Origin of the sequence: Weizmannia agrestimuris (assembly GCF_943193165.1) — a bacterium.
Classification (GTDB): domain Bacteria; phylum Bacillota; class Bacilli; order Bacillales; family Bacillaceae_C; genus Weizmannia; species Weizmannia faecalis.
Window position 1 is genome coordinate 1 of sequence record NZ_CALPDC010000057.1, and the last position, 16,795, is coordinate 16,795.

At 46.9% G+C, this 16,795-nt stretch carries 12 protein-coding genes, 1 pseudogene and 1 riboswitch; of the genes and pseudogenes, 5 read left to right on the forward strand and 8 right to left on the reverse strand.

Annotation, left to right across the window (positions count from 1 at the left end; all coding sequences use genetic code 11):
• Nucleotides 1-799 precede the first annotated feature (799 nt).
• The 5 genes from NFR98_RS14340 (at nt 800) to NFR98_RS14360 (ending at nt 8,381) form a co-directional block, all read left to right on the forward strand.
• Complete coding sequence (locus tag NFR98_RS14340; RefSeq protein ID WP_014097169.1) at nt 800-1,837, forward strand: PTS sugar transporter subunit IIC; 1,038 nt, start codon at nt 800-802, stop codon at nt 1,835-1,837.
• Nucleotides 1,838-2,244: 407 nt separating this feature from the next.
• Complete coding sequence (gene nfsA / locus NFR98_RS14345; protein WP_017552088.1) at nt 2,245-2,988, forward strand: oxygen-insensitive NADPH nitroreductase; 744 nt, start codon at nt 2,245-2,247, stop codon at nt 2,986-2,988.
• A 322-nt stretch (nt 2,989-3,310) separates the two neighbouring features.
• Entirely contained in the window at nt 3,311-4,645 is a 1,335-nt protein-coding gene (locus NFR98_RS14350; RefSeq protein ID WP_046720918.1) for an amino acid permease, read from the forward strand.
• A 411-nt stretch (nt 4,646-5,056) separates the two neighbouring features.
• Nucleotides 5,057-5,164: riboswitch (SAM riboswitch) on the forward strand.
• An 89-nt stretch (nt 5,165-5,253) separates the two neighbouring features.
• Nucleotides 5,254-6,210 carry a sulfite exporter TauE/SafE family protein gene (locus NFR98_RS14355; protein WP_251460444.1) on the forward strand — a complete coding sequence of 319 codons (957 nt, stop codon included), beginning with the start codon at nt 5,254-5,256 and terminating at the stop codon, nt 6,208-6,210.
• A gap of 875 nt (nt 6,211-7,085) precedes the next feature.
• Nucleotides 7,086-8,381, forward strand: coding sequence for a purine/pyrimidine permease (locus tag NFR98_RS14360; RefSeq protein WP_251460452.1), 1,296 nt, complete (start codon nt 7,086-7,088; stop codon nt 8,379-8,381).
• 241 nt (nt 8,382-8,622) lie between these two features.
• Here the strand turns inward: NFR98_RS14360 and NFR98_RS14365 are convergent.
• The 8 genes and pseudogenes from NFR98_RS14365 to NFR98_RS14400 all read right to left on the reverse strand — a co-directional run.
• A pseudogene (locus NFR98_RS14365) lies at nt 8,623-10,795 on the reverse strand (ATP-dependent helicase).
• Nucleotides 10,796-11,309: 514 nt separating this feature from the next.
• Entirely contained in the window at nt 11,310-11,495 is a 186-nt protein-coding gene (locus NFR98_RS14370) for a type Z 30S ribosomal protein S14 (RefSeq protein ID WP_013860453.1), read from the reverse strand.
• Between the two features lie 822 nt (nt 11,496-12,317).
• A complete protein-coding gene (locus tag NFR98_RS14375) occupies nt 12,318-12,881 on the reverse strand; it encodes an FAD-dependent oxidoreductase (RefSeq protein ID WP_035188636.1) in 564 nt (187 codons plus the stop codon).
• A gap of 171 nt (nt 12,882-13,052) precedes the next feature.
• Nucleotides 13,053-13,511 carry an HTH domain-containing protein gene (locus NFR98_RS14380; RefSeq protein WP_251460446.1) on the reverse strand — a complete coding sequence of 153 codons (459 nt, stop codon included), beginning with the start codon at nt 13,509-13,511 and terminating at the stop codon, nt 13,053-13,055.
• Nucleotides 13,512-13,614: 103 nt separating this feature from the next.
• The gene (locus NFR98_RS14385) at nt 13,615-14,061 is read right to left on the reverse strand and encodes a GNAT family N-acetyltransferase (protein WP_251460448.1); all 447 of its coding nucleotides are present in this window, start codon (nt 14,059-14,061) and stop codon (nt 13,615-13,617) included.
• A 147-nt stretch (nt 14,062-14,208) separates the two neighbouring features.
• Nucleotides 14,209-15,726 (reverse strand): acyl-CoA carboxylase subunit beta, encoded by a 1,518-nt coding sequence (locus NFR98_RS14390; protein ID WP_014097146.1) that lies wholly within the window; start codon nt 15,724-15,726, stop codon nt 14,209-14,211.
• 4 nt (nt 15,727-15,730) lie between these two features.
• The gene (locus tag NFR98_RS14395) at nt 15,731-16,510 is read right to left on the reverse strand and encodes an enoyl-CoA hydratase (RefSeq protein WP_014097145.1); all 780 of its coding nucleotides are present in this window, start codon (nt 16,508-16,510) and stop codon (nt 15,731-15,733) included.
• A gap of 87 nt (nt 16,511-16,597) precedes the next feature.
• Nucleotides 16,598-16,795 (reverse strand): hypothetical protein (locus NFR98_RS14400; RefSeq protein WP_251460450.1); only part of this gene is annotated, 198 nt, incomplete at its 5' end.

The following is a 16,795-nucleotide window of genomic DNA, read 5'->3' on the forward strand; positions in this document are numbered from 1 at the left end:
AAAAACGAAGGCCTTTCTTCACATAGAGCCCGTCTACGTTAAGGAAGCGTGCAAAAATGACGGCCTTCCTTCACATAAAGTTCGTCTACGTTAAGGAAGCGCGGAAAAACGAAGGCCTTTCTTCACATAGAGCCCGTCTACGTTAAGGAAGCGTGCAAAAATGACGGCCTTCCTTCACATAGAGCCCTTCTATGTTAAGGAAGCATGCAAAAACGAAGCCCTTTCTTTACATAGAGCCCGTCTACGTTAAGGAAGCGCGAAAAAATGAAGGCCTTCCTTCACATAGAGGGCGTCATGTTAGGGCTTGCTGAACCCCCGATTCCGATTCTGAGTTTGTCAGCAAGATCTGTCTAAAAATATAGAAGAAGCCATCTTCGAAAATGCGATTCTGTCTTCTCTATTCATTGAATCAGCTTTCAAGTGCAAGCTTTTCCCTGGATTTTTTATAAAACCCTTTGTATTAAATTTTTGCCAAAGCTGTCAGCATTCCTACCAAATCTAGGAATTTTGCTTATTTAGCAAGCCCTATATATAAGCTGAACTAAACATTATTACTTCTTTATGTGTTGCCAAAAGCAATGTCTATCCTGATCGTAATTGATTTTGGCACGAAAAACTTAAGTTCATTTTATATGCTTTTTAGTACTTTTATGCATATGTGCACACACGCGGTAAAGTATTAAAAATTTTTGTTGACTATAATCTGAATGTTTTATATAATCATACGCAAACAGACAAGCATCGGCGCTTATCCGGCAGCGTCAGCAGCGAGGTCAAAACAAAATGGGGGCTTCCAATAATGAAAGATTTCTTTAGCAAACTGTTAAACGGAATGAGCATAGGCATTGTCGTTTCTCTGATCCCAAACGCCTTACTCGGGGAGATATTGAAACTGATTATCCCGCATGCGCCTTATTTGCAGCATGTTGTGGATGCAACCGTTATCATCATGAGCATGCTCCCTGTATTGATTGGCGTTATGGTCGGCATTACCTTTCAATTGACACCGATCCAAATTGCAAGTGTCGGCATTGCCGCAATGGTTGGGAGCGGCGCGATCCAGAAAACGGCTGCCGGCGCATTTGCTTTAAACGGGATCGGGATTGTCATCAATACAGGGATTACAGCGGCATTGGCGGTTTTATTCGTCAAGTGGGTCGGAACAAGGTTAAAGGCTTATTCCATCCTCCTGGTCCCGACATTGAGTATTTTAATACCGGGCATGATCGGACTTGCAATTTTGCCATTTATTAAAGCGGCTACCGGGCTGGTCGGCGTCGGGGTGGCACATGTGACAAGCATGCAGCCTGTCGTAATGGGCGCCATTATTGCCGTCATTTTTTGCCTGATTATTTTATCGCCGATTTCAACAGTCGGCGTAGCAACCGTTATTATGCTTTCAGGTGTCAGTTCAGGGGCGGCAAATCTTGGCATTTGTGCCGCCGGGGTCGGGCTTGCCATCGCCAGCTATAAAGCCAACTCGCTCGGTACCGCCCTTGCCCATGTACTTGGCTCGCCGAAAATTCAGATGCGAAACTTCTTTATGAAACCGAAAATTGCTTTCCCGATGCTCATCACTGCTGCCGTTCTCGGTGCGCTTGCCGGCGTCTTTCATATTCAGGGCACGCCTTACAGTGCAGGATTCGGGTTGTCGGGCTTAGTCGGCCCGCTCAATTTCATGCATCTTGCTGAAGGCGGCTGGACTGCGAAAAATATTGCCATTATGCTGAGCACTTTCTTTGTGCTGCCGTTTATCTTAAATGTCGGATTCATTTATGTTTTTTCAAAAAAATTAAAGATGATCAAATCAGAAGACTATCAGCTTAATTTCGAATAGCAAAAAACACTGCAGCCCTCCGGATCAGGGTTGCAGTGTTTTTCTTTTCATCGGACGGAAATTCCGGAACTTCGGAAGGATCGGCCGGCGCGATATAGCAGCATGAGAGAGTTACGTTTGTGCAAAATGAAATCGAACGCCTTCACTAGCTTCTGCTCCCGGCATCATAAAGGCGGATATATAAATAATGGAGAAGGGTAAAATGTTCTTCCGCCCCTCGCATGAACATACTCGAAGTTCAATTTGGGTATACCGAAGCGAAAATAGGTTAATTTAGCCTTAATCAAAATATTTTTTGGCAGATCATCGTGGCCATGCTGGACAACAAGCACCTTTCATGCCGGCCGTTTTTTTCTGTGCTATATTTGAACATACAGTGGACTCACCAAAGACAGGAGTGTAAAGGAATGAATACCATCATTGAAACGATTCTCAATCACCGGTCGATCCGCCATTATGAAGACCGGCCGCTATCCGATGAACAAATCCGCCTGATTGTGGAATCCGCGCAGGCAGCCGCCACTTCTCATTTCGTCCAGGCCTATACGATTCTTGGCATTCAGGATCCCGGGCGGAAGCAAAGATTAGCAGAACTGACCGGGAACCGACATGTCGGAACATGCGGCCATCTGCTCATTTTCTGTGCCGATCTCCATAAACATGAACTTGCGGCACAAATGGAAGGCGTAGAGGCGCAAGATACACTTGAGACAACGGAAAAATTTATGGTCGCGCTCATCGACACGGCACTGGCTGCGCAAAATGCCGCGCTCGCTGCGGAATCGATGGGGCTTGGCATTTGTTATGTCGGTGGCTTGCGCAACAGGCTGCCAGAAGTGGCCGAACTTTTGAAAATCCCGCAATATGTCCTTCCGCTATTTGCAATGACAATCGGCTATCCGGCCGATCCGTCTGCGAAAAAACCACGCATGGCGGCTGAGCATGTTTATTTCGAAGATGAATATCCGGCTGATGAACGTCTTTTGCGCGATCTGAAGGAATACAATGAAACGGTTTCGCAATATTATACAAAACGCACAAACGGAAAAAGGAACGATACCTGGACAGGCCAAATGGCACAATTTTTCAAAGAACCATCGCGCGTTTTTATGAAGGAATTTGTAGAACGCCAAGGGTTTGATAAAAAGTAAGCAGAAAAGAGGGCACGTCTGCGCATTTTCCTCTGCTTCCGGCCCATCCCGGAGCAAAAATTAAACAGAACGACATGCTAAATATGGATATTCAGCGCTTCGGCAACCATCCCGGGACACATATTAAACAGAACGGCGAGTTGCTACGATGAGTGGTGCCCCGTCGTTTTTTTACATTTTGCTTTGGTGAAATGCGGGTACATCTGTCATCCGGCGATTCCATTTTTTTGTATATCAATATTCCTTTTTTTCTGCTAAAATAGAATAAATGCTTTAGCACTGAAAAGCGTTTATCTAAAACAGAAAAGTGAGATTGATAGAAATGGAGAAAAACCAACATCATTTGCAAAAAGGCTTATCACCAAGGCATGTCCAGTTCATCGCATTGGCCGGGATGATCGGAACCGGCATTTTTAAAGGCAGCTCCGATACCGTCAGCCTTGCCGGCCCGAGTGTTGCCGTTTCTTACCTGATCGGCGGCGCACTTTTATTCATTGTCATGTCAGCACTTGGGGAAATGGCACTCGTCCACCCCGGCCTCAACGTCCAAAATCTGATCCACAAAGCGTTCGGCAGCCGGGTTTCTTTCATTATTGGCTGGCTGTACTGGATCAACTGGGTCATTGTTACAGTTGTGGAACTGCTTGCAGCCGGGAGCTTCCTGCAATTCTGGGTTCCCCAAGCGCCACTATGGCTACTCAGTTTGCTCTGTGCTGCTTTCGTGGTCGGCATCAATTTAATTGAAGTGAAGTACTACGGCGAATTTGAATTTTGGATTGCCGGCATTAAAATCATCACGTTGATCGTTTTTATCCTGCTTGGTGCTCTGATTTTATTCGGTTTATTCCCCGGGACATCTTCCACGGTGTCTAACTATACCGCGCACGGCGGTTTTTTCCCGAACGGGCTTCACGGTACGTTCAGCGCTTTTCTGATCGTTATGTTTTCATACGGCGGCGCGGAACTGATCGGTGTTACCGTTTCGGAAACAAAAGACAGCGAGAAAGTGTTGCCGCGTGTCATTAAACAGACCGTTGTCCGCGTCATGCTTTTTTATATTTTGCCAATCCTGGTCATTTGCGGCATTATCCCATGGAACCAGGTTTCTTCCGTGGAAAGCCCGTTTGTACAGGTATTCAGCCGCACAGGGATCCCCGCTGCCGCCCATGTGATGAATTTTGTGCTCTTGACGGCCGTTCTTTCTGCCGCCAATTCCGGCATTTATGCCACTTCGCGCACACTGTTTAACATGGCGCAGTCCGGAGAAGCGCCACGCGCCTTTTTAAAAATTTCCCGGAAAGGCGTCCCGCTGATCAGTATTTTGCTGACCTCGCTGTTTATTTTAGCCGGCGTGATTCTGGCCTATCTTACGCCGGATGAGGTCATCAGCTATTTGATGACCATTCCGGGATTTACCGTCGTCCTTGTTTGGATCGCCATCTGTGCAGCCGAACTGCGACTCCGGAAGTCGTATGCAAAATTGCCTTCCTTCCGTGTAAAAGGGTATCCTTTCATGGTCTGGATTGCGCTGCTTGCACTGGCAGGCATTTTCCTGTCCTTTTTGCTGGGCGGAGGCAACCCGATTGGAACAAGCGTCTGCCTCGCTATTTTAATCGTGCTCGTCGTCTTGTCACTGAGAATTAAAGCAAAGGAATAGGCTCCAGCCGGCTGTGTTGATAAAACCGGTTCCCTTAGGCAGGGAAAGGACAGAAATCAACTGTGCGATAAGCGGGCACAAACAAGCGGGGTTGATTAAACCGTTTTCTGGGCGGGAAGGGGGCAGGCACGGGTGTGCAGCTCGTACAAACTGCCAGAATGGGACGGCCTGCTAACCCGTTTGGACTCTTTTTCGTTTTGTGAAGCAAATGAAAGCGGCCATGATGCCCCGCCTGATCCTGATGACCTGCTTTTTAAAACCAATCCAGCGTAAAGAAAAAAACTCCCGACAGAGCGTGATCTGATGGGAAGTTTTTTTCTTTATCCCCCCATTCGTATAAATCCGATAAAAAAACTTGAAATAATTATATTGACTTCCATTTATTTTCTGATAAAATTTTAAACAACAAATAACTTATCAAGAGCGACGGAGGGATCTGGCCCTATGAAGTCCGGCAACCTGCAGCGAGCAGCAAGGTGCCAATTCCAGCAAAATGGGTACCATTTTGGAAGATAAGCGCTTATCCTTTACTCGCTGTCTTTCCGTAAAAATGGCGGAAAGATTTTTTATTTCTGCAAGGCCGGCCGTTTGAACCAGGATAGGCCCTGATGCGTATAATTCCTCTACATCAGGATGAATCAAATTTATGGATGAAGAAAGCGGGGAACATGAACATGCAAAAATTAATTGTCTTAGCACTTGTCGGCCTTGCCGCGCAATTGGTGGATGGATCTCTTGGAATGGGTTACGGGGTGACTTCAACCTCACTTTTGCTAGCTTTCGGGATTGCGCCGGCTGTCGCGTCAGCTTCTGTGCATTTGGCGGAAGTTTTTACAACGGCGGCTTCCGGAGTTTCACATATGAAATTTGGGAATGTCGATAAAGGGATCATTTGGAAACTGGTTGTACCTGGAGCTGTCGGCGCCTTTCTCGGGGCAACCGTGCTTAGCCATCTTCCTGCAAGCACATTAAAACCGTACATTTCTATTTTTCTGATCGCCCTTGGCCTCTATATTCTTACCCGGTTTCTGTTCAATACGCGCGGGGCGTCGAAAGTCAAAAAGCAAACCAGGTCAAACATATTTTTTATCCCACTTGGCTTTGTCGCAGGATTTTTTGATGCAACGGGGGGCGGCGGCTGGGGCCCTATCGCCACACCGGCTTTGCTGTCCAGAAATGACATCGAACCGCGGAAAGTGATCGGCTCGGTGGATACTAGTGAATTTGCTGTATCCTTGGCATCAAGCATCGGTTTCCTCTTATCCCTCGGCGCTATGCAAATTAACTGGATTTGGACGATCGCCCTCATGCTTGGCGGCCTGATCGCCGCGCCGATTGCAGCCTATCTGGTTAAAATCCTGCCGGCTCATTTGCTGGCTGTCATTGTCAGCGGCATGATTGTGTTCAGCAACGTGCAAACTTTATTAAAAATGGCGGGCGCCGGTAGCGGCTGGTACGGCGTTACCTATACAGCCATTGCGGCAATATGGGCCATCCTCATTTTCTATACAATCAGAAGACACAAACGGGCAGTTGCCAGCGCCAGCGTAAGCGTCACAGAATAAGGAATGTTTTCGGGCAAGGGATCCATTGCCCGGATTGTTTTTACCCAAACAAATTTTGGCAAAGAATGAACATAGACGCTTCTATTTGAAGGAACAGTGCCTTTTTTGCTCGCTTCCTTAATGTAGAGGCGCTCTATGTTAAGAAACAACGTCTTTTTACCGCGCTTCCTTTACGTAGACGACCTCTATGTTAAGAAACAACATCTTTTTACCGAACTTTCTTAACGTAGACGGCCTCTATGTTAAGGAACAATGTCTTTTTACCTCGCTTCCTTAATGTAGACGCACTCTATGTTAAGAAACAACGTCTTTTTTGCTTGCTTCCTTTACGTAGACGGGCTCTATGTTAAGAAACAGCACCTTTTTCGCTCGCTTCCTTTACGTAGACGGGCTCTATGTTAAGGAACAACGCCTTTTGACCTCGCTTCCTCAACATAGACGGCCTCTATGTTAAGGAACAACACCTTTTTTGCTCGATTCCTTAACATAACCGGCCATGTCGCTACCACACAGCACCAGCAAAAATTATCCATCATAACTTTTTTCGAGATAGCACGCCTAAGTGAAGGCAGCCGCAAACTCTTTTAGTGACAAGTTCATACAAAAAGCGTTCTGCATGAAGATCGATCAGAAATTTTTTGCGGATCCAAACATAGCTTAGCCCCTGCCACATATATATCATTTAAATAGAGGCAAAAAACATGGCTTAACCCGCGCCCCGTCCGGTTTGCAACCCCTGTTTATGCCGCTGTCCGCCATGCCCGCTATCCCTCCCCCGTCGGCGAAGTGTTTTATGTTTAAAATGTAAAACCTGTTTTGCTATAATTATATTTACTGGTATTTTCCATTTTTTGAACGGAAAGAACGGTGTGTCTATGAAAACATTGATTTCGTCGCTGCAGTGGATGGCATTTATGATCGCCGGGTCGATCGCGGCCCCGATTGCGATTGCGGATGCTTTCCATTTCAGTGCGGGTGAGACTGCCCTGTTTGTGCAGCGGACGCTTTTTGTGCTCGGGATCGGCGGACTTTTGCAAGGCATTTTCGGCCACAGAATGCCGATCAATGAAGGGCCGGCCGGGCTGTGGTGGAGCGTGTTTGCCATTTATGCAGGGCTTGTCGGCAGCTTGTACAGTTCAAGCACTGAATCTCTGCAATATTTGGCAGGCGCACTGATTGTAACCGGCATCTTTTTCTTTCTACTCGCTTTTACCGGCTTTGTGGACCAATTAAATAAACTGTTTACGCCGGTAGTAACATTTATCTATTTGCTGCTTTTGGTGCTGCAGTTGAGCGGCTCTTTTATGAAAGGGATGCTCGGCATTACGGGTGCCCATCAGGAAGTCCGGCCGCTTGTTGCCGTTTTGAGCCTTGTCACCGTATTGCTTACATTCTATTTTGGCCATGTAAAGAAACCGTGGGTCAAGCAATATTCGATCATGCTCGGCTTGATTTGTGGCTGGATTTTGTTCGCGCTTTTCGGTGAAGCACCGGCTATTACATTTGGGGAAAGCTGGTTCTCTCTTCCCGCTGTGTTTGATTTTGGAAAACCGCGTTTTGATTCCGGTGCCGTCACAACCGGTGTATTCATCGGGCTTTTGTTAACTGCGAATATGATTACGTCTGTGCGCGTCATGGGAAATGTGACGGGAGTCCGCCAAGAGCGGGTGCGGAGCAGTCTGTTCATATCCGGCATCAACCAGCTGCTTGCCGGCATCTTTTCCGCTGTCGGTGCGGTTCCGATTGCAGCAGCGGCAGGCTATGTTGCACAAACCGGTATAAAAGTGCTGAAACCATTTTTGTATGGTGCTTGTTTCGTTTCCATCATTGCTCTGCTGCCACCGCTCGTGCATATCATGTCTGCGATTCCCGCGCCGGTTGGTTATGCCGTTACCTTTGTGGTCTTCACACAATTGGTTGGCCTTGCCTTAAATGATCTTGAAAAAAGCCCGGACAAAGAGATTGCCCACACAACAGCAGGCATCTCCTTCCTGGTCGGAATCGGGGCGATGTTTTTGCCGGCTCATGCGACCGAACATTTGCCAATGATGATCGCTACTTTTTTAAACAACGGCTTAATCCTTGGATCTGTGGTCGGCATTTTGACAGAACAGCTGCTGATTTGGAGGAAAAAAAGAAAACTGCAGGAAAACAGCATCCGCGAGCAGTAATATCGGAAATTCTGTCAAACAGCAAGGAGGCTCTGCTCCCATTTGCACGGGGCCTCGTGGCACCAACCGGATGGGGCCTTTGTTACAATCATCCAAATGGCCTGGGGCGTTCCCATTCAGTGAAAAGGGGCACAGGACGTGATCGCTGAATCCCTTCCCTCTGTCACGGCGGTCAGGGGTATAAAAAATGCCGGGAATCTCCCGGCATTTTTTATATTCGCTTCCGTTTTTCCTCACACGATTACGAATCGGCTTCCTCGAGCAGCCCCTTTTCGATGCAGGTGAGAGCAGACAGTTTCACCATCCGTTTTTCAAACCGGATGGCAAGGGTGTCGCCATCGATATCTACAATTTCACCATGGTCAAACACACGGTGCCGGATTTTTTTACCGGCCACAAAAGCGGATGCATCCTTAATGGCATTCGGGTTCTGCGGGATGGAGACCGTCTTTTTGCCGATCCGGACAACTTCTATGTCTGGTTTCGTTTTTTCCGCCTTTTCAACATTGTTGACAATTCCCTTCACTGCTGCCACAAACGGCGAGTCCATTGTCCGGCTTCCGTTGCGTTTTTCATAGCTGACCATTTCCAGCGACTTTTTCGCGCGCGTCATTGCCACATAAAAAAGACGGACCGATTCTTCCATCAGTAAATCATTTTCTTTTTCATCGTCCCCGGGAATGATCCCATCCACGAGATCAATCATATACACCTTTTCAAACTCCAAACCTTTTGAACTGTGGAACGTCGAAAGCGTCACAGCATGCCGGCCTTTGTTCCCTTTCGCCGTTTTTAAAATGTGCGCCAAATGCTTCAGCCTTGCAGCAAACTCTTCCATTGTCACAAGTGTATCCGCAATGTCTTCGAGCGTATTTAAAACGCCGATCAAATACTCTTTCCGGAATCCGAATTTCTTGCACATGTTTTCGAGTGCTTTTTCATAGCCGAGCCTGCCGCGGATGACATGAATCGCATCCAGCGGCGGCATGCCCCGCATTTCCCGAAGTGTCTCCTTTACTTTACGCACTTTTTGGACCTGGTAATCCTTCAAATTTGCATAACGCACCAAATTGTCAAAAACAGACTGGTTATTACGGATCCCCTTTACCGCTTCCATCTGTTGTTTCGTAATATAACCGTCCAATTTCGAATGGACCTGCGCGAGGATATCCGCCCGTTTATCGGTAAACGTAAGCCGCATCACATTCAAAATATCCTGGACGACCCAGTGGGAGAAAAAGCGATTGTCGGTATCTTTGAGATAAAACGGAATCCCTTCCCGGTCAAATTCATTGATCAGGGCAATCGAAGACATATTGTTCCGGTACAGCACGGCAATTTCCGAAAAATTTTCGGACACGACAATGTTCTGGGCCAAATATTTTGCCTGGTATTTATAATCTGGCAGGCGCACAAACCGAATCGGCCCGGCAGGTGGGTTTTCCGTGAACATGTTTTTATCATAGCGGTGCTTGTTGCGCTTGATAAACAGGTTGGCAGTCGTGACAACCTCTTGAGATGACCGGTAATTTTGTTCCATAAATAAAATTTTCGCATCCGGATACACTTTATTAAAATTTAGGAAGTAGGACGGCTCCGCACCCCGCCAGCTGTATATTGACTGATCATCATCGGCGACAACGCACAAATTGCGATGCCGGCGCACAAGCTTTTCAACAATGGCATGCTGTACCATGGACGTATCCTGGCTCTCATCCGTCAGCACATAGTCATAACGCCCCTGATACATACGGAGAAGATCCGGATCACGCCTTAATATTTCATTCGCATATATCAGCATATCATCAAAATCAAGAAGCAGCTGTCCGGTACCCTGCTTTTTAAACGCCTCATACTCTTTTAAAATCCGGGCAGCTTCCGGCACACCTGTCGCAATCTTCCCCCATTTTGCAGGCGGGATCATCTTGTTTTTGATGTAGCTGATATACGTCTGCAGTTCCTCCAGCTGGTCTTCCGTGATCCTCTCCCCGTTAATGGCCTTGTATACATCCCGCAAAATTTTTTTCTTATGGTACGGCCCCGCCTCGCCTTCAATCAGCAAGAAAGGGACATTGGTCCGTCTGAAAAAAAACGCGAACGAGTTCAAAAGCAAGGCTGTGGATCGTTGAAAAATCAACGGGCGGAAGATTCGGAAAAAGCTTTTGGAACCGGTCTTTCATGTCAGCGGCAGCGGCACGGCTGAACGTAATGGCTTTAATCCGTGCAGGCGCCACCCCTTTTTCTTCAATTAAATAGCCGATCCGCATGATGACGGTTGTCGTTTTTCCGGAGCCAGGGGAAGCCAAAAGCAAAAGCGGACCTTCCGTTTGCTTTACGGCCTCTTGCTGCACTGCATTCACCACAATTCCGGACTCCTCTTTTTTACGGGTAAAAAAGTCTTGGTTCGTGTTCATTGCCATTGCTCCGTTCCAAATGCTTTGATTTAATAGTAGCATATTGAGTGGAGTGTTGGCATAAAATCTACCTATTCAGTTTTGACAACGGTCTCCTATGTATAAAAATTTTCTCGATCGCATTGGAAGCCTGCCTTCAACATCTCACAATCGAGAAAAACTTGACACATCTCTCGTCATAAAAAGTTTTGCCTATGACGGCGTTTTCGAATATCCTCCCCTTTTTTCATTTTCTATAAAAGAAAAATTTCTGCATGCATGCCGAAATTCCTTTTAAAAAAATCAGAAGGGAAAGGTTTTGGATTTCCAAGTAAACATGCCGGCTGTACTGGAAATCAAGGTACCCGCTCCGCCTACGCGGTGTACCGATGATGGCCACGCTTGCCATCCCCGCTGATTTTAGCGTACCACCGATTTGTTAAATTATGATGAAGAGGGATTAAAGAATTTACAAAGATGCGGAAAGAACGGGGATATGTATCCCGTGCCCCGAAAAAAGGGGAGCGGGGAAGGCTTACCAGCTGGATTTCTTTACGCCCGGAATCTCGCCTTTATACGCAAGTTCCCGGAAACAGATGCGGCAAAGTTTGAATTTCCGGTATACCGAATGAGGACGCCCGCACCGCTCGCAGCGTGTGTAAGCCTGAACTTTAAATTTCGGCTCACGTTTTTGTTTGACAATCATAGATTTCTTTGCCATGACGTTCGCCTCCTTTCTATGTGCTAACAGTTTATTTTACTATAAATTCAATAGAAAAGATAGTGGTATATTTTGGCAGATTCTTTCTAAATCATTTTACAAATAACATACCTATTGTTGGCTAATACCGTTTTTTGGAATTATAATTTGACCCGATTGTTTTCCTGGTTTCGGGAGCCGTGTTTATCGCAATAACATCCTCACTTATTCAGAATACAGATGCTCGCCGCAAAAAAAGCAGGCCCAACTAAGCCTACTCTACTTTAAAACTCATGAAATTTTTTTTGCCTTAGATTTCGCCCAATTTCTAAACCAAATAATGAAAGAGAGAATCAATAATAATATACCAAAAATCAAAAAAAATCTTGGAATCAATAATATTTGACTAATCAGCGAGTTTCCGAGCTCTACAGTTGAATAACCATCAACAAGATGAACCAAAAACATCATACATAGTCCTGTAAACGCCATCACAAATCCACATTGAAAAATTCGATACATGAACCTCAACTCCCCGTTTTTTAAAAATTCGGTTTATTTTTTGGATATTTTTATCTATTGTAATCATAAATTCCATTTTTAACAATCCTCCCATGGAATAGGAAAGACGGCTTTACGCAAAAAAGGTTTGATGATTGCCTGAATCCCGCGTGTACCGGCTGCATCCCCAGTGCCCGGCTTTGCAGTGGGTGGTTTGATTTTGGAAAAACAATAAGCATGTCAGAATGCTTGATCTGCGACGAATTCTTTTCAGTTCCAGCCCGCATTGAAAAAAAGCAAACGAAAACCGGGCGGAATTTTGCCCGGTTCGTTTACAACGGCTTATTTTCCTAAAACATCGTGGTCGACCCAGCGTTTGCCGTCGATTTCACTGATGAGGTTGACAGCCACTTTAGCGCCGTCGCCTGCTGTGATAATGGTGTGCATGGAGACGCCGGCAACCGTGCCGCATGCCCATACATTCGGGACATTCGTTTTTCCTTGCGCATCCACTGCAAAAACGGTTTTTACGCGTGGTTCTGTTGCCGGTTTGGTTTTGACGCCAAGGGCTTCCCCGAGGCTTGCAATCATGCCGGTTGCAAGAATAACGTATTTGCTTTCGTACGACCCTTGTTCTGTTTTAATGGTAAAACCATTTTCCGTTTTTTCAATTGATTCGACTTTTTCGTCGACCAGTTCGGCCCCGAATTGCGCTGCCTGTTTTTTACCGGTTTCGACCAGGTCTGGTCCGGTTATTTCTGTTACGCCGTAGTGATTTTTCAGCAAAGCCCGCTTGGTAGCGCTCGTGCCACCATCAAAAAGCACTGTGCTTTTCCCGGCTTTGGCCGTAAAAATGGCGGCACTTGCCCCGGCCGGACCAGCTCCAATAATGGCAATTTCATACATCGTACATTCCTCCTTACCATTTTAAGTATAGACCGGCAAATGGGGAAGTTCAAAAAATACACTTTGGAAGGCACGGAAATGTAAGGCCTTATTTTCTAAGCGTTTTTTTGGGACAAATCAAAGTAGCACTCAAAAGAAACCGAGGATGGAACTTGATCGGTAAACAATGAATTAAAGTTCAGGTCTTAATACAAAAGATAGCATTAACAAATTCACACAAATATTCATCAAATGATCAACATCAATATGATCATTTCCTTCACAAAAAGCTTTAAGCACATCACAAGGCACATTGGCATATTTACATAATGTTTCATAGGAAAGATTATAATCTTCTATCAAATTAGCATCTATTATCGCTCTCACTCTCTCTTTTGAGCCTATAAAAGAGAATCCTGTACTTAAAAACGGTAAACGATAATGGATTCTTTTTAACTCTCCTTCATCGAAGTAGCATGGCTTTCCAGAGAGAATTTTTGTAGTTTTCTCATCGGAAATCCCAAATAGTGTAGCTAACTGCTGATCTTTTAACTGAAATTTATTTTTAATATTAAGGCATTGACTTTTTAAATATTCATGGCTTCCATCTGAATAAACATTGGAAGTTGTATCGTGAACAAAATCAGACATTTTTTCCGACTCCTTTAAAACATTATATAATCTTCACAATAAAATGAAAAGGAAAAATAGAATTTGGAATCGGATTACCGGTTTTTCTCATTCTCTCATTTCATCATAAATGCAGTTCCATCCATTCATCCACTTCCTGGAAACCGAATTTTTCATACAACGGCTTGCCCATTTCAGAAGCGCCAAGCCAGATGTTGGAGATGCCAGCCTTTTTCACCTCATCAACCAGTTTTTCCATCAATTCTTTCGCGATCCCCTGGCCGCGGTATTCTTCTTTTGTATAAACATTTGTAATATAGGCTTTCTTCCCGCTTTTATTCACATAGCTCGGCGGAAATTCGTAAAAAATGACAGCCCCGCAGGCAACGATTTCTCCTTCGTCTTCCGCAAGCCATTGGACCATGGAGCCTTCTTTTAATTTCTTTTGAAAAAACTTTTCCAAATCGGCATCAATGTCCGTCTTCGGTTCGATGCCTTGGGCAACTTGCTGCTGCTTTCTAAGCTCTATTAAATGATGAAGATCATCCAGATTGGCTTTCCGAAATTCCATAGATGCGCCTCCTCGTTGGCATTTGATAATACATTCATACCCCGTTTTAAGGAAGAAAAGCGCACCATTGGTCTTTTTCCGTTGCCATTTTTGTTTTCCGGGAGCCGTATTGAAAAGCAGCTGCGCCCCTGCAGCTGCTTTTCAATGTTAAACCGGGTATACCGGGTGCTTTGGTTTTGAAAAGTCTTCCTGCTTCCCGCTGTACATTTCAAGCCGACGTTCGAGTTCTTCCCGCAGTTCATTGCCCGGTACGACGTCATCCACAACCAGTTCGGAAGCAAGCCGGTAAATGTCAATGTCTTTCACGTACTCCGCCCGCTTTTCCGCGAAAAATGCCGGCCGTTCCTCTTCCGGGAGTGCGGCGATTTTATTGGCGTATACGGCATTGACCGCGGCTTCAGGGCCCATGACCGCAATCGATGCAGACGGAAGGGCAATGCAGCAGTCCGGTTCAAACGCCGGGCCTGCCATTGCGTATAAACCGGCACCGTACGCTTTCCGGACAATGACGGACAGTTTCGGAACGGTTGCTTCGCTCATCGCAAAAATCATTTTTGCCCCGTGGCGGATAATGCCGGCCCGCTCCACTTGCGTCCCGATCATGAAGCCGGGGACATCCGCGAGAAACAAAAGCGGAATATGGAACGCATCACAAAGATGGATAAACTTTGCCGCTTTATCGGCGCTGTCGTGGAAAAGCACGCCGCCTTTCACCCGCGGCTGATTCGCAATGATTCCGACAGGCCGGCCGCCAATCCGGGCGAGACATGTAATCAGTTCGGGCGCAAACTTCTTTTTAATCTCGCAGATCGAATCTTCATCCACAATCCGCTCGATCAGCTGGTACATGTCAAACGGGGCATTTTCATTTTTCGGGATCAGTTCCTCAATCGTTTTTTCAAACGCAGCCGGCGCCTTTGCTTCTGTTCTTGCCGGTTTTTCGGAAAAATTGTCCGGAAAATAGGTTAAGTATTTTTGCACATAACGGATTGCTTCTTCTTCCGTTTTCACTAGCACATCGCCGCAACCCGAAACGGTGCAGTGCATTTTTGCGCCGCCCATCTGCTCGAGCGTCACTTTTTCACCGATCACCATCTCGGCCATCCGCGGCGAGCCTAAGTACATGGACGCATTGCCCTCGACCATTACGACAATATCGCAAAATGCAGGAATATACGCCCCGCCGGCAGCAGACGGCCCGAACAAGAGGCAAATTTGCGGTACTTTCCCGGACAAATGCACCTCGTTGTAAAAAATCCGCCCTGCTCCTCTTCTGCCCGGGAACATCTCGATCTGATCGGTAATCCGTGCGCCTGCGGAATCGACGAGATACAAAATCGGGCAGTTGAGTTTCGCGGCTGTCTCCTGGATACGGATGATTTTTTCGACCGTCCGCCAGCCCCACGAACCGGCTTTTACGGTCGAATCATTGGCCATAACGCAAACGGTGCGGCCGCCGATTTTTCCGAGCCCGGTGACGACCCCGTCTGCCGGCAGGTCCCCCGCAAGGACATTGGCAAACATCCCGTCTTCAGCCTTGAGCCCGTCATCCAACAGCATTCGCAAGCGTTCGCGGACAAACCATTTGCCCTGTTCGCGGTTTTTTTGGTGGTATTTTTCCTTTCCGCCCTTTAAAATTTCTGCTTTTTTGCTTTCGTAGTCCATTGCATTACCTCCCTTTATACACCGGGGTGCGCTTTTCCGCGAATGCCCGCAAGCCCTCGAGCCTGTCTTCGGTCGGAATGAGCGCGTTGTAGGCGAGTTCTTCGATTTTCAGCCCTGCTGAAAGGCCGGTCTCTGTCCCTTGATCGATAGCCGTTTTTGCCTGTCTAAGTGCAATGGGGCCGTTTTTTTGCATTTCCCCCGCCAGTTCAAACGCTTTTTCGATTACTGCTGCACGCGGCACAGCGTATTCGAGCAGGCCGATTGCCGCTGCTTCTTCAGCAGTCAGCCGTCGCGCCGTATAGATCAGTTCTTTCGCTTTACCAACCCCAATGAGTCTTGGCAGCCGCTGTGTGCCACCCGCCCCCGGGATGATCGCGAGCGACGTTTCGGTAAGCCCGTATTTTGCTTCGCGGGCGCCAATGCGAAGATCACATGCCAGCGCCAGCTCCAGCCCACCGCCGAATGCCGACCCGTTTAGCGCCGCAATTACCGGCTGGGGCAGCGCGGCCGTTTCATTTACAACCGCACCGATCTTCCGTACGGCCTGCAGCACCTCTTCCTCGTTCATGCCTTTCCGCTCTTTTAAATCCGCTCCGGCGCAAAACACTTTTTCCCCGGCGCCGGTCAGGATCACAACGCGCGTACTCCGGTCTTTCTTTATTTCCGATAAAACTTCATGCATATCCGAAAGCATTTCTTTTGATAATGCGTTTGCAGCTTCCGAACGATTCAGTGTCATCACGGCGATGCCATCTTGTTTTTCCAACAAAACCGTTCCTGTCATGTTCTTCCTCCTATCCTGCATATTCACTTGCAAGCGGCCTTCCGATCGCTTTCAATCTGCTTTGCGGCTTCGGGCGGCTCTACATCATCACGGCAGCTTCTTTGTTTTTTGACAAAACAGCCCCGTTACGCTCCCTGTCTGATGGCTTGCAAGCGGTCTTCCAATCTTTTTCAGTCTGCTTTGCAGCTTCGGGCGGTTCTGCATCATTACGGCAGCTTCTTTGTTTTTTGACAAAACAGCCCCGTTACGCTCCCTGTCTGATGGCTTGCAAGCGGTCTTCCAATC